This window comes from Arthrobacter sp. SW1, assembly GCF_001766675.1.
Classification (GTDB): Bacteria; Actinomycetota; Actinomycetes; order Actinomycetales; family Micrococcaceae; genus Arthrobacter.
In genome coordinates, this window is the sequence record NZ_MJLT01000012.1 from 358,033 (window position 1) to 377,176 (window position 19,144).

The window sequence follows — 19,144 nt, forward strand, 5'->3', positions numbered from 1 at the left end:
GAAGTGGAAACAATCCCACGCCTTCACAGGAGGAAAACATGAAGACGGCCATCGCCACGCCCCGGGGAATCGAACTTGCCGCTTTGGAGGAACTGAGCCCCGCTGCCGGAGAAGTGCTGCTCGAGGTCCGTGCCGCCGCGGTGAACCCGATCGACGCCATGATCCAGGCCGGCATCCCGCGGGAGTTGGGTTGGGTCGAAGCAGACGCTCCGATCGGCCTCGGGGCCGACGTCGCCGGGGTCGTGCTCGGCCTTGGCGACGGCGTCGCCTCGGAGCGTCCGGAACTGGCCGTGGGCGCCCGGGTCGCCGGATTCCGGGGCGATTTCGTGTCGCCCCGGGGCACCTTCGCCCACCGGGTGGTGCTGCCCGCGGCCTCGCTTGCGGCGATCCCTGAGGACCTTGGCTTCACCGCCGCCGCCACGATTCCGTTGAACGCCTCGACCGCCGCGCAGGCCATCGCCCTCGCCGGCAGTCCGTCCGGAACGCTGCTCGTCACCGGCGCGGCAGGCGCGGTCGGCGGCCTGGCGGTGACGCTGGCCCGCCGCGCCGGGTGGCGCGTCGCCGCGCTCGCCCGGCCCTCCGACGTCGGCTTCCTCGAGGAAGCCGGCGCGGACATCATCGTGACGGAGCCCGGAAAGGCACGTTTTGACGCGGTGCTCGACGCCGCGGCCCTGGGTGACGCGGCGGTGGATGCCGTGGTCGACGGCGGAAGGTACGTGGGCCTGATTCCGCCGGCGCTGCCTGCCTCGGACCGGGTGACGACGGCGGCCCTCACCGCCGTCCCGGACAGCTCCGAGCTGGCCGGCCACCTTGAGCTGGCGGCCGACGGCGTGCTGGCGCCGCGGGTGTTCGCCGAGTGGCCGCTGGAACGGGCCGCCGAAGCGGTATCCGCGGTCGCGGCCGGCGGGGTGCGCGGGCGCTACGTGCTGGTGCCGTAAGGACGCGCGGTCAGGCTCTCGGTAGCATGGGCCGTAGTGTGGCCGAGAGCCGGCCGCTGCAACATTGGGGGAAACATGAGCGCGCCTTTTGGCGGAATTCTCGCTTTCCTTATTTCGGAGTCACAGCCGCGGTTGCTGTACTGGCCGTCTGGGCGTTGATCCTGGTGATCATCTTCCTGAGGCTGCGGATCGCTGAACTGCGCAGGCCTGGCATTCCGGTTGACGGTCGGGACGGATAGCCGGGCGGTAAACAGGCGGGCCGCGGTCAGGCCATCAACGCATATCCGGCCGTCACGGCCAGCCCGGCAGGAACGGCGGCCACAACCTGTGCAGGGGTGTGGTCGCCGAGCTGTATCCGGGACCAGCCGATCACTCCTGCGGCGAAAACAGCGGGTAGCCAGGTGGGCCCATGTGCCGAGGCCACGGCCGTCGAAACGAACACTGCGACCGCCATATGCACCGAAAGCTTCCAGAACGCGTTCACGGCGCCCACGATGACCATGCCGGAGGCGACCGCCACGAGGCCGACGGTAGCGGTTGCGGGGGCGCCAAGGGCCAGTAGGACAGCGAAGCCGAGTGCCGCGGAAGCGACCGACGAAAGCAGCACCGGAAGGCGCTGCTCCCGCTGGCTCACGTGATGGTCGCTCAATTTCCCCCGGCGCGTGGCCAGCAGAATCCCTGCGAACGGGCCGATGGCAGTGAACACCGCCGCCACGAGCCCGAACAGCAGTCCGCGCCCGCCGGCGGCCAACCATCCGGTGAGCAGGAGGAATCCGGTCACGAGGACCGTCGGAGACAGGACTTCAGTGATGATCCGGGCGACTTTTTGCACCAGCCAATGATAGGTGCGGGCTGGCCCCTGACCTCGTTCGGAGAGCGGCAGGGAGGCAAAGCAAAAGGCCCCGATCCCTTGCGTTTGCTGGGATCGGGGCCTCTTGGCTTTCCGAGCTTCCTGCGAGAATCGAACTCGCGACCTTTTCATTACGAGTGAAACGCTCTACCGACTGAGCTAAGGAAGCACCGCGGATTTCCGGAGACCGGCTGAATCACGCAAGACACAACTGTAATGGAGCCGCCGCGCCGGGTCAAAACGGTCCCGAAGACGGGAAAGACGCCGGGAAAAACTGTTCCGGAATGGGTCCTGGCGATGATTGGCGGCGTGTTCATCCGGCGGTCAGCAGGGGTTCAGCGTGCCGTCGCGGACCGGGCGGATGCTGGGCGGAATACCGTGGCCGGCACGGACGCCGGCCACTGACGCCAGGACCTGCAGGGGTCCATCAGCAAAGGGGAGCGATGAACATGGACAGCATGGGGTCGGCCGGGAACCGGAAGGGCGCCCCGCGCCTGCGGCTGGCAGTCCTGGACATGGTGGGCACCACCATCACCGACGACGGCCGCACAGAGCAGGCCATGGCGCGGGCCCTGCTCGAACACGGAGTGCAGCCGGGGTCCGCGCGCTTCGAGAGCATGCTCGGCTACGCCCGGGACACCATGGGCTATTCGAAATTGACCGTCTTCACGCACCTGTTCGAGGACGTCCGTCAGGCAGAAAACGCCAATAAGACATTTGAGCGGATCTACGACGAACTCATCGCCGACGGCGGCGTCCGCGCCATTCCGGGCGCTGCGGACACCATTGCCTGGCTGCGGGACGCCGGAATGAAGGTGTGCCTGGCCACCGGTTTCGGACGCCACACCCAGAACATGGTCCTCGAATCCCTCGGCTGGATGGGGGAGGCGGACCTCAGCCTGTGCCCGGACGACGCCGGCCGCGGCCGCCCCTACCCGGACATGATCCTCACCGCGGTGCTAGCCCTGGACCTCGACGACGTCCGTGAGGTCGTGGTGGTCGGCGACACCAGTTCGGACATGTTGTCCGGTGTACGGGCCGGTGCCTCCGCGGTCGTGGGCGTCCTCAGCGGCTCCCACTCGGAGGCGACGCTGCGCGCCGCCGGCGCCACCGACGTCGTACCGTCCATCCGGAACCTGCCCGCACTCCTGGAACCCCGCGCGGCGCGGCTGTAAGCGCGGCCCGGCTGTAGCGCCGGAACCAGCCGGAACGGGCGGAGTCAGCAGCGGGTGCCGTCGGCGGGCACCTCACCATTCACGAAGTAAGCGTCGACGGCGTCCGCGACGCAGCTGTTCGAGCGGCCGTAGGCCGTGTGGCCTTCGCCCTCCCAGCTCAGGAGGACCGCGTTGCCGAGCTGCTTCCGCATGGCCTCCGCCCACTGGTAGGGGGTGGCGGGGTCGCCGGTGGTCCCGATGACGACGATCGGTGCCTTGCCGCTGTACTCCGCGGGGCCGGGGGAGCCGACAGCCTTGTGGGGCCAGTCCTTGCAGTTCAGTCCGCCGTAGGCGAAGTAGGGGCCGAAAGTGGGCGCCAGGGCGGTGAGCCGCTTCGCTTCGGCCCGCATGCCGGCGGTGTCGGTGACCATCGGGTAGTCGAGGCAGTTGATCGCGTTGAACGCGAAGCCGGTGTTGGACCTGTAGCTCCCATCCGGGTCACGGTCCGCCCCCATGTCGGCGATGCGCAGCATGAGGGAGACGTCCCCCTGGAACGCGGCGGTGAGTGCCTGGGTGAGGACCGGCCAGGAGGCGTCGTCGTACAGCGGCGTGTACAGGGCCGTGGCCATGGCGGGGCCGGTGACGAGGCGGCCGTCCTCGGCGGTTTCGGGGTTGGCGTCAACGGCGGCAACAAGTTCCTGGAGCTGCAGCATGGCGTCATCAAGGCTGCCGGACATGGGGCAATCCGGGCCGTCCAGGCAATCCTGCACGTAGCGTCGCAGGGCTTTTTCGAAGGCCTCTACCTGCTCGGCCGTCATGTCCTCGTTGTTGAGGGACAGGTCCATGGCGCCGTCCAGCACCAGCCGCCCCACGTTGTCCGGGAACAGCTCCGCGTAGGTGGCGCCGAGCGAGGTCCCGTAGGAGTAGCCCAGGTAGTTGAGCTTGGTGTCGTTCAGGACGGCGCGCAGGATGTCCATGTCCTTGGCCGAGCTTTCGGTGTCGATGTGTGCCAGGGCGGGGCCGGACTTTTCAACACACTTGGCGATGATCGCCTTGTTGTCCTCAATGGCCGCCTGGATGCCTTCGTCCGTCTCATAGCGATACACCTTCTCCCGGGCGGCGTCGCGTTCGGCGTCGCTGAGGCAGGTCACCGGGGCGGAACGCTTCACGCCGCGCGGGTCGAAGCCCACCATGTCATAGCTGGCGCGCAGCTTCGCGGTGAAGCGGGTCCGGCCGGCGTCGCGGACGTAGTCGTAGCCGGAAGCGCCGGGTCCGCCCGGGTTCACCAGGATGGAGCCCTTTTTGCCGCTGCGGGAGGCATCCAGCCGGATCACGGCGATGGCGATGCTGCCGGCGTCGGGGTTGGCGTAATCCGTGGGCACCTTGATGTTGGCGCACTGGAAGCCGTCTTCGCACGTACTCCAGTCGACGTCCTGGGCGTAGAAGGATTCCAGGCCGTCCGGGGCGGACTCCAGGATGTCGGGGTTGCGTCCGCTGGCCTTGCCTGAGCCGGAGTTGCTCCCCTGGTTTCCGCCGAAGGGCGGCGAGAACACGCAGCCGCTCAGCAGCAGGCCCGCTGAAAGCAGCATGGCGACGGCGCCGGAAACCCCGCGCAGGCGGCTCCGGCGTGCGCGTCCGGGCCGGGGTGTGGCGGGGGTCATGCGGGTCTCCTCAATGCTGCGCGGTTGCGGGCTACTGCTGGATCAGGCTGGTGGCCATGGACTCCACCGCGAGCAACGGGGCCACGTTGCTGGTGGTGATCCGGACCCGCGCCTTGTTGATGGCGTCCATCCGGGCCAGGGTGGTTTCCGGCGTGGAGTTGGCCGCGTAAGCTTCCAACTCGCTCCTGAGTTCAACGTTGACCAGCTCCACCGCGTTCCCGAGCTGGATCACCAGGACATCCCGGTAGAAGGAGAGCAGGTCCGTAAGCGTGCGGTCCAGGGAATCGGTGATGGACCGCTTGGCGCGGCGCTTCTGGTCGTCTTCCAGTTGCTTGATCTGGCTGCGCATGGCCGGCGGCAACGTCCCTGTTTCCGGTGCGCCCAGGGTGGCCAGCAGCGCGGCTTTCTCTGCGGCGTCGCGTTCCTCGTTGGAACTTGTGGCTTCGTCCGTGGCGATCTTCACCAGTTTTTCGGCCATCATCACGGCGGCGGTCACCCCGCGCAGCCCCAGCGGGAAACGGACCGTTTCCAGGCGCCGTTCCCGGGCTTCCGGGTCGCGGGCCAGGCGGCGGGCGATCCCCACATGGCTTTGCGCCGCGCGCGCCGCGCGTTCCGCGAGGGCGGGGTCGACGCCGTCGCGCCTCACCAGCAGGGCGGCCACGTCCGCGGGCGGGGGGAGCCGCAGCCCCACGGGGCGGCAGCGTGAGCGGATGGTGACCAGCACGTCCGCGGGGGAGGGCGCGCACAGCATCCAGATGGTGCGGGGAGTGGGTTCCTCGATGGCTTTGAGGAGTACGTTGGTGGTGCGTTCGGCCATGCGGTCGGCGTCTTCGACGACGATGATCCGCCACCGGCCCGACGACGGCCGGTCGCCGGCCTTGGCCACCAGCTGCCGTGCTTCCTCGATGGTGATGGTGACTTTCTCGGTGCGCACGAAGGTCACATCCGAATGGGTCTCCGCCAGGATCGTGTGGCAGGACGCGCATTCGCCGCAGCCGCGCAGCGAGACATCGTCCTGTTCGCAGTTGAGCGCGGCAGCAAAAGCCTTCGCCGCATTGGAGCGGCCGGACCCCGGAGGGCCCGTGAACAGCCACGCGTGGGTCAGGCCATCACCCTGGGCGGCCTGCCGGAGCTGGGCAACTACCGGGGCCTGGCCTTGGAGATCGTCCCAAACCGTCACGGCTGGCCTCCGGGCACCGGCGCCGCCAGCAGCTGCCGGACCCGTTCCAGGATGCGCGCGGCAAGGTCCTCCACCGGCTCCTCGGCCGGCAGCACCAGGTACCGTTCCGGGGCGGCCGCGGCCAGGTCAAGGAAGGCGTGGCGGATGCGGGAATGGAAGTCGTCCGGCTCGGATTCGAGGCGGTCTTCCCCGGCATCGCCGGCAGTGCGGCGTTCGCGGCCTTCCTCCGGATGGACGTCCAGCAGCACGGTGAGGTCGGGTTCCAGGTTCTCGGTGGCCCATTCGTTGAGCCCGCGCACTTCGGCCGGGCCGAGCCCGCGCCCGGCCCCCTGGTACGCCACCGAGGAGTCGATGTAGCGGTCGGTGATCACGACGGCGCCCTCCGCCAGGGCGGGCCGGATCACCTGGTGCGCGTGGGCGGCCCGGGAGGCAGCGAACATGAGTGCCTCGGTGCGGGGATCGATAATGCCGTGGCCGTGGTCCAGAACGAGGGACCGTAGTTTTTCGCCGATGGGGGTGCCGCCGGGCTCCCGGGTGCGCAGCACGGTGCGGCCGAGGGATTCGAGGGCCTCCGCCAGGCGGGCGGCCTGCGTGGACTTGCCCGCTCCGTCCCCGCCCTCGAAGGCGATGAAGATTCCTCGGCTCTGCGTAGTCACGGATCTAAGGTTACAGAGGATCACTGACAGGAAAGTGACCGCCCGCCGGTCTGTAACGCTTTCCCCGGGTGCCGGGCACGGCCATACCCTTATAGCCATGAGCCTTTTCCGAGAGCACGCAGCGGAGCTGTCCGCCGAAACCGTCGTGGTGGCTGCCGGCCGTCCGGACCGCGCACACGACGAAGCCGTCAACCCGCCGGTGGTCCTGTCGTCCACCTATTACGGCACTGGTTCGCTCGGCGACGGCGACCGCGGCTACGGACGCTACGCCAACCCCACCTGGGAGCCTTTCGAGGAGGCGCTCGCCCAACTGGAGGGTGCGGAGCTCCCCGGCCTGTTGTACGCCTCAGGCCTCGCCGCCGTCAGTTCGGCGCTGTCCTTGCTTCCGGCGTCCGGAGTGCTGGTCATGCCCTCGCACAGCTACGCGGGTTCCCTCGTGATGGCCGGTGAACTGGCTGCCAAGGGCCACTTCGAGCTGCGCACCGTGGACATCACGGACACGGACGCCGTGAAGGCGCTCCTTGCTCCTGCGGACGGCAAGGCAGCCGACATGCTCTGGCTCGAAAGCCCCACCAACCCCATGCTCGGCATTGCGGATGTCCAGGCCCTTACGGACGCCGCCCACGCGGCCGGGGCCATCGTCGTCACGGACAACACCTTCTCCACACCCCTGGTACAGCAGCCGCTCAGCCTGGGCTCCGACGTCGTCCTCCACTCGGTGACCAAATACCTGGCCGGCCACTCCGACGTCGTCCTCGGGGCACTCGTCACCTCCAATCCGGAGATCCGCGCCGAACTGTTGCACCACCGCACCATCCATGGCGGCATCGCGGGCCCCTTCGAAGCGTGGCTCGCCCTGCGCGGGCTGCGCACCCTGGCCCTGCGCGTGGAGCGCTCGCAGGCGTCGGCCGCCACCCTGGCCCAGCGGCTCAAGGACCACCCCCGCGTGGAAAGCATCCGCTTCCCCGGCTTGCCGGACGATCCCGGGCACGAGCGCGCCAGGAAGCAGATGAAGGGCTTCGGGTCCATCGTGTGCATCCAGGTCTCCGGGGATGCCGCACGGAGCGGCGCCGAGGCCGCCGACGCACTGGTGAAGGCGCTGCGGCTCTGGCTGCCGGCCACCTCGCTGGGCGGTGTCGAGTCGCTGATTGAACGCCGACGCCGGCACACGGCCGAACCGGAAAGCGTTCCGGAGAACCTGGTCCGGATGAGCGTCGGAATCGAGAACGTCGAGGACCTGTGGGCCGACCTGGAGCAGGCGCTGGCCTCGCTGGACACCTAACAAGTTAGGCTTAGCCTGTGGACGGAAAATTCTTGATCGGTACCATCCAGAACGGAATCTACTTCATTTTGGGGTTGATCGCGTTCGGGCTGGAATTGTGGGCACTGGTGGACTGCCTGCGCTACAAGCCCGCCCACTTTGAGGCGGCTTTCAAGCGCACCAAGACGTTCTGGCTTGCCATGACCGGTATTTCCGCTGCTATCGGCGCGTTCTCCGTCTTTGTCGGCGGGGGTGGGCTGGGACTGTTCGGCATCGCCGCCGTGACGGCCGCCAGCGTCTACCTTGCCGACGTCCGCCCGGCCCTCCGCGAGATCGGCAACAGCGGCCGCAGCCAAGGCCCGTACGGCCCCGGCCCCTACGGCTGGTAAACCTACCCGCGCGGGATTAGCCCGGCGAAAGCTCAGGCCGGCGCCACCGCCATCCAATCCACAGTCAGCTCGCCCAGGCGCCAGCGTGCCGGGCCGTCCTGCACCGGCCAGCCGGCGTCGCGCAAGGAGATGCACATCGCGGTCCAGCGCTGCCGCTTGCCGAAAGATTCCATGGGCGCCGCGGCCAGCCACGCCTGGTCCATCGCCTGCAGGAAGGCGTAAATCCGTTCGCCGGGCACATTGCGGTGGATGAGGGCCTTGGGCAGCCGTTCCGCGAGCTCGGAAGGCAGTTCGAAGCTGCCGAAGCGCGCCGAAAAGCTCAGGCTGAGCGGCCCGCCCGCGCCCAGCGCAACCCAGGTCATGCGCCGGCCGATTTCGTCGCAGGTGCCGTCGATGAACAGCCCGCCCGGTGCCAGCCGCGCACACACCAGTTCCCAGATTGAGGCTACATCGGCTTCTTCGTACTGTCGCAGCACGTTGAACGCGCGCACGATCACCGGCTTCCCTGGCACGGGCATCTCGAAGCCGCCCAGATGGAAACTCAGCCCGGGCCGCTCCAGGTCCTTGGCCACGCGTACTCGCTCCGGCTCGATTTCGATCCCGCATACCCGCACGTCCGGCCGCACGGCCTGCAGCCGTTCGAAGAGTTCGACGGCGGTGGCCGGCGAGGCGCCATAGCCCAGGTCCACCACCAAAGGGTCGACGGCGGCGCGGAGCCGCCAGGCCTGCGGGCCCGCCAGCCAGCGGTCCAGGCGTCGCATGCGGTTGGGATTGGTGGTGCCGCGGGTGATGTTGCCGACGGGTTTGCCGCGCTTGCCTGTTACCCGTTCCGCTTTCTGAACCACGGCCCCACCTTATCCTGCGACGCGGGGTCACTTACGGCCCATGTTGGGGACAAACATGGGCCGTAAGTGACCCCGTGTTGGGCTTCGTAACGACCGGTAACGCCCGGAGCCGCTCCGATAGGATGTGGACCATGACTTACAAGCTGATTCTGCTGCGCCATGGCCACAGCGAATGGAACGCCAAGAACCTGTTCACCGGCTGGGTGGACGTCGACCTGAACGACCAAGGCCGTGCGGAAGCAGCCCGCGGTGGAGAGCTCCTGGTTGAGAACAACGTTCTCCCGGACATCCTCTATACCTCCCTGCTCAAGCGTGCGATCAACACCGCCAACATCGCCCTGGACAAGGCTGACCGCGGCTGGATCCCGGTCAAGCGCGACTGGCGCCTCAACGAGCGCCACTACGGTGCGCTGCAGGGCAAGGACAAGGCCCAGACCCTCGCCGAGTTCGGTGAAGAGCAGTTCATGGAATGGCGCCGCAGCTACGACACCCCGCCGCCCGCCCTCGCCGATGACAGCGAATTCTCGCAGGTCAACGATCCCCGCTACGCGGACCTCGGCGATGAGCTGCCGCGCACCGAATGCCTCAAGGACGTCCTGGTCCGCCTCCTGCCGTACTGGGAATCTGACATCAAGGAAGACCTCAAGGCCGGCAAGACCGTCCTGGTCACCGCGCACGGCAACTCCCTGCGCGCACTGGTCAAGCACCTCGACGGCATCAGCGATGACGACATCGCCGGCCTGAACATCCCCACCGGCATCCCGCTGGTGTACGAACTGGACGAGGACTTCCAGCCGATCAACCGCGGCGGCACCTACCTCGACCCCGAGGCCGCAGCCGAGTCCATCAAGGCTGTTGCCGCCCAGGGCAAAAAGTAAACGAACGACGCCGGCCGCTCACCTTGCAAGGTGAGCGGCCGGCGTCGACGTTTAAGCAGAAGTCCTAGAAGCCTTCAGGCTGCCATTCGCCGGTCACGAGGTAGCTGACCTTGCGGGCGACGGACACGCCGTGGTCGGCGAAGCGTTCGAAGTAGCGGCTCGCCAGGGCGACGTCCACGGTGGTCGACGGCGCTTCTTTCCACGCGGGATCGGCGATGCTCTTGAAGACGCTCAGGTGGAGGTCGTCGAGGGCGATGTTCAGCTTGAGGATGTCCCGGGCGACCTCGAGGTCGCGGGTCTCCAGGAGCCGGGTGACCTTGAGGCTGATTTCGAGGTCGATCTGCGCCATTTCCTTGAAGGTGGCCGTCAGGGACTCCGGAATGACGGTGGCCGGGAAGCGCAGGCGGGCCAGCTGGGCCACGTGGCGGGCGAGGTCGCCCATGCGCTCGAGCGAGGCACTCATCCGCAGCGAACCCACGATCATGCGCAGGTCGCTGGCCACCGGTCCCTGCAGGGCAAGGATTTCGATGGCGCGCTCGTCCAGGCTGTTCTGCAGGAAGTCGATCCGGGCATCGGCCGCGATGACTTCCTGGGCGAGGTCGACGTCGGCGCCTTCGAACGCCGTGGTTGCGTTCCTGATCGCCTCCGTGACCAGCTTTGAGATCTCGATGAGGTCTTCGCCTACCTGGGCGAGTTCCTCCTGAAAAACCTTGCGCACGTGGCGTCCTCTCTCTGTAACATCGCTGCAGTGCCGCATTTTCTGCGCGCTGCCGTCAGTGGTCCAACCAGCAAGAGTGGCAGCGCCCGGTGAACGGTCGCGCATCTTTAGATGAACGTTAGTTGAACCGGGCCTGTTTGGCTGCCTAACCCCGGATCGCCGTGTTTTGAACGCCTATGCTGGATTCGTGGATCCAGTGCTCGTCGGTGTCATCGCAGGCCTTATCGGCTTGTCCTGTGGTGTGTTGGGCGTGCTCGCGTTCAGGCTGAGCGAACGGCAGCGCACCATCACCGATGTCGACGTCGATGAGCCGCTCCTGCCTGAAGGCGCCGCGGAAGTCCTTTCCGTCGTCGGGCGCGCCTTTGTGGTGGTTGACGCGATCGACGGCGTGGTCCGCGCAAGTCCCGCCGCGTACGCCTACGGCCTGGTGCGCGGGCACACCGTGGTCCACAAGCAACTGCTGGACATGACGGCGAAGGTCCGCCGGGACGGCGTGATCCTCGAAGAAACCCTCGAACTTCCCCGCGGCCCCATGGGCAAGGGAAGCATCGTGGTGCAGGTCAGGGCCGCCATGCTCGGGTGGGAGTACATCGTGCTGCTGGCCGATGACCGCACTGAGATCACCCGCACCGAGGAAATCCGCAACGACTTCGTCGCCAACGTCTCGCACGAACTCAAGACCCCGGTAGGCGCCATCTCCCTCCTGGCGGAGGCCCTTGAAGCGAGCCCGGATGACGAGGAAGCGGTCCGCCGCTTTGCCCGGCGCATGCACAAGGAATCCGGCCGCCTGGCCGCGCTGGTGCAGGACATCATCGAACTTTCCCGGCTGCAGGGCGCCAACGTGGCGCAGCAAGGGCATGCCGTGGACATCAACAGCGTGGTGGCCGAGGCCGTGGACCGCTCCCAGCTGCCGGCCGAAAGCAAGAACATCACCATCGTGGTCGGCGGACGCAGCGACTCCCAGGTCTTCGGCGACCAGGACCTCCTCGTCACCGCACTGCGCAACCTCATCGACAACGCCATCCGCTACTCGCCGGAAAACACCCGCGTCGGCGTCGGCGTCCGCACCAAGGAAGGCGTCGTCGCCATCTCGGTGACGGACCAGGGCGAGGGCATCGGCCCCGAGGAACAGGACCGGGTCTTCGAACGCTTCTACCGCGTGGACGCCGCCCGCTCCCGCCAGACCGGCGGCACCGGCCTCGGCCTGAGCATCGTCAAGCACGTGGTGTCCAACCACGGCGGCGAGGTCACCCTGTGGTCCCAGCCGGGCCAGGGATCGACGTTCACCATCCGGCTGCCTGAGCTTGAAGGCCAGGAAGCCGACGACGCCGGAGCGGCACCGCGCGGCGCGATTCAGACCGCGGGCGCGGCCAGCGCCCATGAGCAAGGAGCAAGTGCTTGAGCAGGATTCTCATTGTGGAGGACGAGGAGTCCTTCAGCGATCCCTTGTCCTATCTGCTGGGCAAGGAAGGCTTTGACGTCCAGGTGGTGGACAACGGCAGCGACGCCCTGGTGGAGTTCGACCGCAACGGAGCCGACCTGGTGCTCCTGGACCTCCAGCTTCCCGGCACTCCGGGAACCGAGGTGTGCCGGCAGCTGCGCCAGCGCTCCGGTGTCCCGGTGATCATGCTGACGGCCAAGGACTCGGAGATCGACAAGGTGGTGGGCCTTGAGCTCGGCGCCGACGACTACGTCACCAAGCCCTACTCCTCCCGTGAGCTCGTGGCACGCGTCCGCGCGGTCCTCCGCCGCCAGGGCGAACCCGAAGAACTCATCACCTCCACCGTTCAGGCCGGCCCCGTGCGCATGGACATCGAACGGCACGTGGTCAGCGTCAACGGTGAACAGGTGGCCCTGCCCCTGAAGGAGTTCGAGCTCCTGGAGATGCTCCTGCGCAACTCGGGCCGGGTGCTCACCCGCGGCCAGCTGATCGACCGTGTGTGGGGCTCCGACTACGTGGGGGACACCAAGACCCTCGATGTCCATGTGAAGCGCCTCCGCGGCAAGATCGAACCTGATCCTTCGGCGCCGCGCTACCTGGTCACCGTGCGCGGCCTCGGCTACAAGTTCGAGCCGTAAGCCGCTTCGCTCGCCCCGGTTGGCATGAGCCGCGGATACAAGCGACGGATACGCAAAAGGAGGGGCTCCCCGCGGGGAGCCCCTCCTTTGTGCTTTGGCAGCTTGTGCTTTGCCCGGACCTTAGTGGCCGGACTCGCTCGGCGTTGCCGAGGGTTCTGCGCCGTGCGACTCTTCGGTACCGTGCGATTCCTCGGTGCCGTGGCTTTCTTCGGTGCCGTGCGATTCCTCGGTGCCGTGGCCTTCGCCCTCGTGGGCGCTTTCGGTGGAGCTCGGGGTCGGCGACGGGGTGGCGCCTTCAGGCAGGTACTTGGTGTATTCCACCAGCGAACCGTCCAGGACCGGAACCTGCAGCTTTGCGGAGTCCGAACCGGCGGAGATGGAAACAGTCACCAGGGAGCCCGGGTTGCCGCCGGTGGTGCTCAGGATGGCGGAGTCGCTTTCCTCGTTGAGGTAGGTCTCGGCACTGGCCTTCACCGGGATGCTGGTCTGGGCGCCGTTGGCACCGTCGATCACCAGGGTGGCGTCGGAGGAGGACTGGTTGAACACGGCGCCGATGACGCGGCCCTTCTTGTCTGCGCCGGTGGAGACAATGGCGATGTTACGCAGTTCCAGCGAACCGAGGTCTGCTTTGACTCCGTCAGAGGCTGCGTACTGGTGGCTGGTCTGCTGGGCGTTGATGTAGCCGCAGCCGGTCACGGACAGAAGGCCGGCACCGATGGCCACAGCCGCCATGGCCAGCTTGCCGCGCTGGACACGGTTCATCGCAGGATTGCGCACGACACGTACTCCTCTAAGAGTGAATGGGACACTTTTTCAGGCATAGCCTATCGGCAAACCATGTAAAACAAGGATTCCTGTACGGAATGTGGCCGGCGCCCCGCGGTCCCGGCAGCGCCGCGCCGAGGCAGTCACATGCACTTTTGGGGACATTCGTCAAGAGGGTTCGCTGCGGGCCAATTGCCCCACTTCCGCGTGATTCCGGGCTTCCAGGCCGATGCCCGGGCCAGTCGTATGCCTTAAACGTGATAAACTAGTCTGCGGGAAAGGGGAAAGTCCACATGGTTTTTGAGGTCGGCGAGACAGTAGTTTACCCTCACCACGGTGCAGCGAAGATTGAGGAAATCAAGATGCGCACCATCAAGGGCGAAGAGAAGATGTATCTCAAGCTCAAGGTGGCTCAGGGTGATCTGACCATTGAAGTTCCAGCAGAGAACGTTGACCTTGTTGGGGTTCGTGACGTGGTGGGCAAGGAAGGCCTGGAGCACGTTTTCGACGTCCTCCGCGCCGAGTTCACCGAAGAACCCACCAACTGGTCGCGTCGTTACAAGGCAAACCTGGAGAAGCTTGCTTCCGGTGACGTCATCAAGGTTGCAGAGGTTGTCCGCGACCTGTGGCGCCGGGATCACGACCGCGGCCTCTCCGCGGGCGAGAAGCGGATGCTGGCCAAGGCCCGCCAGATTCTGATTTCAGAACTGGCCTTGGCGGAAAAGACCGACGAAGAGAAGGCAGCAAGCGTTCTCGACGAGGTCCTGGCTTCCTGAGAATTGAACCCCGGCAGCACCGAACGGTGCGGCCGGGGTTTCTTTTGCCCACTCGCTGAACCCGCTCGCGGAGCCTGTCCGCTCACGTAGGCTTGGCGCATGAGTACACCATCCCCGGCGGGGGCGACCGCCGTCGTCGTCGTGGCAGCCGGCTCCGGCCAGCGCCTCGGTTACGGCATGCCCAAAGCGAGAGTGCCCCTCGGCGGGGAAACAATCCTGACCCACGCGCTGCGTGGCGTGGCCGCGGCCGGCATCGCCCGGCAGGTCTGCGTGGCCGTCCCGGAAGGGGACAGCGAATTGCGCGCGTTGTGCGAGGAGTTCGCGGCGGAGAACGGTCCGGACGGCCCGCTGCTGAGCGTCGTCGACGGCGGCGCCACCCGCTCGGAATCGGTGCGGGCAGCGCTGGAAGCCGTCCTCGAGGGGACCCGGTGGGTCCTGGTCCACGACGCCGCCCGCGCGCTGACCCCGGACCGCGTGTTCCACCGGGTGGCGGACGCCTTGGCGGCCGGGGCAAAGGCCGTCATCCCGGCGATGCCGGTCGTCGATACGGTCAAGACCGTCGTCGCGAGCGAAGGCGGGGACGCTGAAATCGCTCCGGAACTGGTCACCGGAACGGCGCCCCGCGAAGAACTGCGCGCGGTCCAGACCCCCCAGGGCTTCGATCTTGAAACCCTGCTGCAGGCCCACGATTCGGCCGCTTCCTCCGGCGACGGCCACGCTGCCGCCATCACGGATGACGCCATGCTGGTCGAGCTCCTCGGAACGCCGGTGCACGTGGTGAAGGGCGCCAGCCAGTCGCTCAAGATCACCACTCCGCTGGACCTGATCATCGCCGAAGGCCTCCTCGAAGGCCCGCTTGGAATGCGTTGGGTGGAGGGCTGATGGTGTACGAACCGATCCTGCCGCGCACCGGAGTCGGCGTGGACGTGCACGCTTACGCTGCCGACGACGACCCGCAGCCCCTGTGGCTGGGCGGCCTCTTCTGGGAGGGCGAACGCGGGCTGTCCGGACATTCCGACGGCGATTGCGTCGCCCACGCGGCGGCCGACGCCCTCTTCTCGGCCTGCGGCATCGGCGATCTCGGCACGCACTTCGGCACGGACCGGCCCGAATACGCGGGCGCTTCCGGCACCACGCTGCTCAGCGAGGCTGCGCGGATCGTGCGTGAGGCCGGATTCGAGATCGGCAACATCGCGGTCCAGTTCGTCGCCAACCGCCCCAAGTTCGGACCGCGGCGCGAGGAATCCCAGCGGGTGCTCAGCGAGGCCGCAGGCGCCCCTGTCAGCGTCAGCGCCACCACCAGCGACGGCCTCGGCTTCACGGGCCGCGGCGAGGGCATTTCCGCCGTGGCCACCGCACTGGTCTATCCGGTAGCCGGGCGCCCCTCGGCAGACTCTCCCATCGGATAATCTGGAGCGGTGACCCTGCGCTTTTACGACACCGCCTCCGCCGAAGTCCGCGACTTCGTTCCCCTCGAAGCCGGAAAGGCCAGCGTCTACTACTGCGGTGCCACGGTGCAGGGCATGCCGCACGTGGGCCATGTCCGCTCGGCCATCGCCTTCGACCAGCTGACCCGCTGGCTCGAATACCGGGGTCTGCGCGTCACCGTGGTCCGCAACGTCACGGACATCGACGACAAGATCCTTGCCAAGTCCGCCGACTCCTTCGGCCCGGACTTCGAATACGGCCCGGATACGGTCCGCGAAGAGGAGTGGTGGGCCTTGGCCTACCGCTACGAGCAGGAATTCGAGAAGGCCTACGAAACGCTCGGCGTGCAGCGGCCCACCTACGAACCCCGCGCCACGGGCCACATCCCGGAAATGCATGCGCTCATCCAGCGGCTCATCGACCGCGGCCACGCCTATCCGGCCTTGGACGATTCCGGCGACGTGTACTTCGACGTCCGGTCCTGGGACAAGTACGGCTCCCTGACCCGCCAAAAGATCGACGACATGCAGGCGGCCCCCGACGCCGACCCGCGCGGCAAGAAGGACCCTCGGGACTTTGCGCTGTGGAAGGGACACAAGGCAGGGGACCCGGAAACCGCCAGCTGGGCTTCGCCGTGGGGTGCGGGCCGCCCCGGCTGGCACCTTGAATGCTCCGCAATGGTCACCAAATACCTTGGCGCCCGCTTCGACATCCACGGCGGCGGCCTGGACCTGCGCTTCCCGCACCACGAAAACGAAATGGCCCAGTCCCAGGCGGCAGGGGACGGCTTCGCGAATTTCTGGATGCACAACGGCATGGTCACCTATGAGGGTGAAAAGATGTCGAAGTCCATTGGCAACACCATCAGCCCCGCCGAGATGCTGGAGATCGCCTCGCCGCGCGTCGTCCGCTACTACCTCGGCCAGGCGCATTACCGCTCGGTCCTCGACTACCGGCCGACGTCCCTGCAGGAGGCGGCCGCCGCCGTCGAACGCATTGACGGCTTCATCGGCCGCGCCGTCCGAGCGCTGTCCTCCGTGAACGGAACGCTCCACACCGCTAGCCACGGCACCGTGCCGGAAGCCTTCGAAGCCGCGATGGACGATGACCTTAACGTGCCCCAGGCCCTCGCCGTGCTGCACGACACTGTCCGTGCGGGCAACGCGGCCCTGAGCTCCGGGGACCTCGACGCCGCCCGCCAGGCCCTGGTTTCCGTGACGGACATGCTCCGGGTCCTCGGCATCAGCGACGCCGCGGCCCCGGCCCGCGACGACCACGCCAACGACGCCCTCGCCGTCCTGGTCGAGTCGCAGCTGGAAGCGCGGGCCAAAGCGCGTGCCAGCAAGGACTGGGCCGCATCCGACGCCATCCGGGACACCCTCGCAGCGGCGGGAATCGTCGTCGAGGACGGTGCCGAGGGCGCCAGCTGGAGCCTCAAGCGCGACTGATCCGCGGCTGGCGGCCCCGCGCCACCGGGCCCCTGCAGCCGAATTGCAGGGGTCCACTAGACTTGTCTGCAGACTCATCAATTCAAACAAGGGTGGAAACAACCATGGCCAACAACGGTCGCCGGGCGGTCAAGAAGAAGAAAGGCCCCTCCGTCGGAACCGGCGGCCACGGTCGGAAGGCGCTGGAAGGCAAGGGCCCCACGCCCAAGGCCGAGGACCGCGTTTACCACAAGGCGTACAAGAACAAGCAGCTTGCCGAGCGCTCCGCTGCCAAGCGTGCCACCGCACGCCCGGGCCAGGGTGCCCGCTCCGGCCCCAAGGGCCGCGCCACCGAAGAGGTCGTCACCGGCCGCAACTCCGTGGTCGAGGCACTGCGCGCCGGCATCCCCGCCAAGGCACTGCACGTAGCCATCCGCATTGACATGGACGAACGCGTCCGTGAATCCCTCAAGCTCGCCGCCGAACGCGGCATCCCGCTGATGGAAACCGGCAAGCCCGAACTCGACCGGATGACCGACGACGCCGTCCACCAGGGCCTCGTGCTGCAGATCCCGCCGTACGAATACGAGGACGCCTACGACCTCGCCGAGGAAACCATCACCAAGTGGAAGAAGGGGCACATCGGCAACGCCCCGCTCTTCGTTGCGCTGGACGGCATCACCGATCCCCGCAACCTCGGTGCGATCATTCGCTCCGTTTCCGCCTTCAGCGGCCACGGCGTGATCGTCCCCGAACGCCGCTCCGTCGGCGTCACCGCCTCCGCCTGGAAGACCAGCGCCGGTGCCGCAGTCCGCGTGCCCGTCGCCCGCGCGTCGAACCTCAACAACACGCTCAAGCAGTACAAGGAGATGGGCATCTACGTGCTGGGGCTCGACGGCGGCGGCGACGTCTCCCTGCCGGACCTCACCCTGGCAACGGAACCCGTCTGCATCGTGGTCGGTTCCGAAGGCAAGGGCCTCAGCCGCCTCGTCCGCGAAAACTGCGACCAGATCGTCTCCATCCCGATCGACTCGGCCATGGAATCGCTGAATGCCTCCATGGCGGTGGGCATCTCCCTGTACGAAGTCTCGCGGCAGCGGGCGGCTCAGTAAGCCTCCTCCCGGCTGGGTTGGTGGCGGCGCAACCGCCATCCTCCGCGTGGCTCCTTCGTCGCTTTGACGCACGCTTCCGGATGCCGGCCGCACTGCATCCAGCACACCTTTTCGTACTAGCAGCAACGCTCCCTTCACTCTTCGTGCAGGGAGCATTGCTGTTTTTGTTGTTAAAGGGCGCGGCGGTTGGCCAGGACCGGGAGTTTGGTTCTGGCTTCTTCCACTGTTGCGGGGTCGAGGTCGGCGAAGAGGAGGCCCGGGGCGCCGTCGAGGGATTCGAGGACCTCGCCGAACGGCGAGACCACCATGGAATGCCCGACGCCGGTCGGCGCCGCCCCTTTCGGCTCGACGCCCTGCGTGGCCGGGTCGCCCTGCCCGCAGGCCAGCACAAAGGTGGTGGTGTCCACCGCCCGGGCACGGGCCAGGAGCTCCCACTGGGACACTTTGCCGGGCCCGGCGCCCCACGACGCACAGACAATGTTGGCCACGGCCCCGCGCGCGGCGTTGGCTGTGAACAAGGCCGGGAAACGGATGTCGTAGCAGGTGGCCAGGCCGAAGGTGAGGCCGCCGGCGTCGAACGTCACCGGGCCGGTGCCGGGATCCACGGTGTCCGACTCCGCAAAACCAAACGCGTCGAACAGGTGGATCTTGTCGTAGCTCGCCTCGACGCCCGGTCCGGTGGCCAGGAGGGTGTTGCGGACCTTGCCGTTGCTGCTGCCGTCCGCGGCGCGGCCGGGTGTGAACATGCCCGCCACAATGACGATCCCCAGCTCCGCGGCGATCCGGCGCACCGCGGCCGCCCAGGGGCCGTCAACATCCTCCGCGATGTCGGTGAGCGAGTTCCCGAAGGCCCGCATGGTCGCTTCCGGGAACACCACCAGTGCCGCCCCGCCGTCCTTGGCTTGCCGGGCATGGTCTTCGAGCTGTTCCAGGTTGGCCGCGAGGTCGCGGCCGGTGATGATCTGAGCGAGCGCAATGCGCATGGGCACCTCCAGTGAGCGGGACATGTCCAGTATGCCGGGCTGCG

General features: G+C 67.4%; 20 protein-coding genes and 1 tRNA gene. 12 read left to right on the top strand and 9 right to left on the bottom strand.

Going from position 1 to position 19,144, the window contains the following annotated elements; all coding sequences use genetic code 11:
* Window positions 1–38: 38 nt before the first annotated feature.
* Window positions 39–938, top strand: a complete 900-nt coding sequence (locus tag BIU82_RS09050) for a zinc-binding dehydrogenase (protein ID WP_070349118.1) — start codon at window positions 39–41, stop codon at window positions 936–938.
* A gap of 265 nt (window positions 939–1,203) precedes the next feature.
* Here BIU82_RS09050 and BIU82_RS09055 read toward each other — a convergent pair whose 3' ends face one another.
* On the bottom strand, window positions 1,204–1,770 hold the full coding sequence (locus BIU82_RS09055) for a hypothetical protein (RefSeq protein WP_083292260.1): 567 nt from the start codon (window positions 1,768–1,770) through the stop codon (window positions 1,204–1,206).
* Window positions 1,771–1,884: 114 nt separating this feature from the next.
* Window positions 1,885–1,957, bottom strand: a tRNA-Thr gene (locus tag BIU82_RS09060).
* Between the two features lie 280 nt (window positions 1,958–2,237).
* On the opposite strand from BIU82_RS09060, the gene BIU82_RS09070 reads away from it, so the two are divergent.
* On the top strand, window positions 2,238–2,963 hold the full coding sequence (locus BIU82_RS09070) for an HAD-IA family hydrolase (RefSeq protein ID WP_139146551.1): 726 nt from the start codon (window positions 2,238–2,240) through the stop codon (window positions 2,961–2,963).
* A gap of 44 nt (window positions 2,964–3,007) precedes the next feature.
* Here BIU82_RS09070 and BIU82_RS09075 read toward each other — a convergent pair whose 3' ends face one another.
* The 3 genes from BIU82_RS09075 to tmk are packed head-to-tail and all read right to left on the bottom strand — an operon-like array spanning window position 3,008 to window position 6,439.
* Window positions 3,008–4,603 (bottom strand): alpha/beta hydrolase, encoded by a 1,596-nt coding sequence (locus tag BIU82_RS09075; RefSeq protein ID WP_070349122.1) that lies wholly within the window; start codon window positions 4,601–4,603, stop codon window positions 3,008–3,010.
* Window positions 4,604–4,634: 31 nt separating this feature from the next.
* Window positions 4,635–5,783, bottom strand: coding sequence for a DNA polymerase III subunit delta' (locus BIU82_RS09080; protein WP_070349123.1), 1,149 nt, complete (start codon window positions 5,781–5,783; stop codon window positions 4,635–4,637).
* The gene (gene tmk, locus BIU82_RS09085; protein ID WP_070349124.1) at window positions 5,780–6,439 is read right to left on the bottom strand and encodes a dTMP kinase; all 660 of its coding nucleotides are present in this window, start codon (window positions 6,437–6,439) and stop codon (window positions 5,780–5,782) included. The genes BIU82_RS09080 and tmk overlap by 4 nt, the downstream gene beginning before the upstream one ends.
* Window positions 6,440–6,536: 97 nt before the next feature.
* On the opposite strand from tmk, the gene BIU82_RS09090 reads away from it, so the two are divergent.
* Complete coding sequence (locus BIU82_RS09090) at window positions 6,537–7,721, top strand: aminotransferase class I/II-fold pyridoxal phosphate-dependent enzyme (RefSeq protein WP_070349125.1); 1,185 nt, start codon at window positions 6,537–6,539, stop codon at window positions 7,719–7,721.
* A gap of 17 nt (window positions 7,722–7,738) precedes the next feature.
* Complete coding sequence (locus BIU82_RS09095; RefSeq protein WP_070349126.1) at window positions 7,739–8,089, top strand: DUF2516 family protein; 351 nt, start codon at window positions 7,739–7,741, stop codon at window positions 8,087–8,089.
* A gap of 32 nt (window positions 8,090–8,121) precedes the next feature.
* Here the strand turns inward: BIU82_RS09095 and BIU82_RS09100 are convergent, their stop codons facing one another.
* The gene (locus BIU82_RS09100) at window positions 8,122–8,934 is read right to left on the bottom strand and encodes a class I SAM-dependent methyltransferase (RefSeq protein WP_070349127.1); all 813 of its coding nucleotides are present in this window, start codon (window positions 8,932–8,934) and stop codon (window positions 8,122–8,124) included.
* A gap of 131 nt (window positions 8,935–9,065) precedes the next feature.
* Here BIU82_RS09100 and BIU82_RS09105 point away from each other — a divergent pair, with 131 nt between their 5' ends.
* Window positions 9,066–9,812, top strand: a complete 747-nt coding sequence (locus tag BIU82_RS09105) for a phosphoglyceromutase (RefSeq protein ID WP_070349128.1) — start codon at window positions 9,066–9,068, stop codon at window positions 9,810–9,812.
* Between the two features lie 64 nt (window positions 9,813–9,876).
* On the opposite strand, the gene phoU is transcribed toward BIU82_RS09105, so the two are convergent.
* Entirely contained in the window at window positions 9,877–10,530 is a 654-nt protein-coding gene (phoU, locus tag BIU82_RS09110; protein WP_070349129.1) for a phosphate signaling complex protein PhoU, read from the bottom strand.
* Between the two features lie 196 nt (window positions 10,531–10,726).
* On the opposite strand from phoU, the gene BIU82_RS09115 reads away from it, so the two are divergent.
* Both BIU82_RS09115 and BIU82_RS09120 read left to right on the top strand, forming a co-directional pair.
* Entirely contained in the window at window positions 10,727–11,932 is a 1,206-nt protein-coding gene (locus BIU82_RS09115; RefSeq protein WP_070349176.1) for an ATP-binding protein, read from the top strand.
* On the top strand, window positions 11,929–12,609 hold the full coding sequence (locus BIU82_RS09120) for a response regulator transcription factor (protein WP_070349130.1): 681 nt from the start codon (window positions 11,929–11,931) through the stop codon (window positions 12,607–12,609). Before BIU82_RS09115 ends, BIU82_RS09120 begins: the two co-directional genes overlap by 4 nt.
* Before the next feature lie 120 nt (window positions 12,610–12,729).
* Here BIU82_RS09120 and BIU82_RS09125 read toward each other — a convergent pair whose 3' ends face one another.
* Entirely contained in the window at window positions 12,730–13,371 is a 642-nt protein-coding gene (locus BIU82_RS09125; RefSeq protein ID WP_070349131.1) for a hypothetical protein, read from the bottom strand.
* Between the two features lie 296 nt (window positions 13,372–13,667).
* Between BIU82_RS09125 and BIU82_RS09130 the strand changes: the two genes are divergently transcribed.
* The 5 genes from BIU82_RS09130 (at window position 13,668) to rlmB (ending at window position 18,117) form a co-directional block, all read left to right on the top strand.
* Window positions 13,668–14,150, top strand: a complete 483-nt coding sequence (locus BIU82_RS09130; protein WP_011690592.1) for a CarD family transcriptional regulator — start codon at window positions 13,668–13,670, stop codon at window positions 14,148–14,150.
* A gap of 99 nt (window positions 14,151–14,249) precedes the next feature.
* A complete protein-coding gene (gene ispD, locus BIU82_RS09135) occupies window positions 14,250–15,032 on the top strand; it encodes a 2-C-methyl-D-erythritol 4-phosphate cytidylyltransferase (protein WP_070349132.1) in 783 nt (260 codons plus the stop codon).
* Window positions 15,032–15,559, top strand: coding sequence for a 2-C-methyl-D-erythritol 2,4-cyclodiphosphate synthase (gene ispF / locus BIU82_RS09140; RefSeq protein WP_070349133.1), 528 nt, complete (start codon window positions 15,032–15,034; stop codon window positions 15,557–15,559). The genes ispD and ispF overlap by 1 nt, the downstream gene beginning before the upstream one ends.
* Window positions 15,560–15,568: 9 nt before the next feature.
* Entirely contained in the window at window positions 15,569–17,026 is a 1,458-nt protein-coding gene (gene cysS, locus BIU82_RS09145; protein WP_070349134.1) for a cysteine--tRNA ligase, read from the top strand.
* Between the two features lie 104 nt (window positions 17,027–17,130).
* Window positions 17,131–18,117 (top strand): 23S rRNA (guanosine(2251)-2'-O)-methyltransferase RlmB, encoded by a 987-nt coding sequence (gene rlmB / locus BIU82_RS09150; RefSeq protein WP_070349135.1) that lies wholly within the window; start codon window positions 17,131–17,133, stop codon window positions 18,115–18,117.
* A 170-nt stretch (window positions 18,118–18,287) separates the two neighbouring features.
* Here the strand turns inward: rlmB and BIU82_RS09155 are convergent, their stop codons facing one another.
* Window positions 18,288–19,100: a carbon-nitrogen hydrolase family protein gene (locus BIU82_RS09155; RefSeq protein WP_070349136.1), complete on the bottom strand. Its 813-nt coding sequence runs from the start codon at window positions 19,098–19,100 to the stop codon at window positions 18,288–18,290.
* Window positions 19,101–19,144 lie beyond the last annotated feature (44 nt).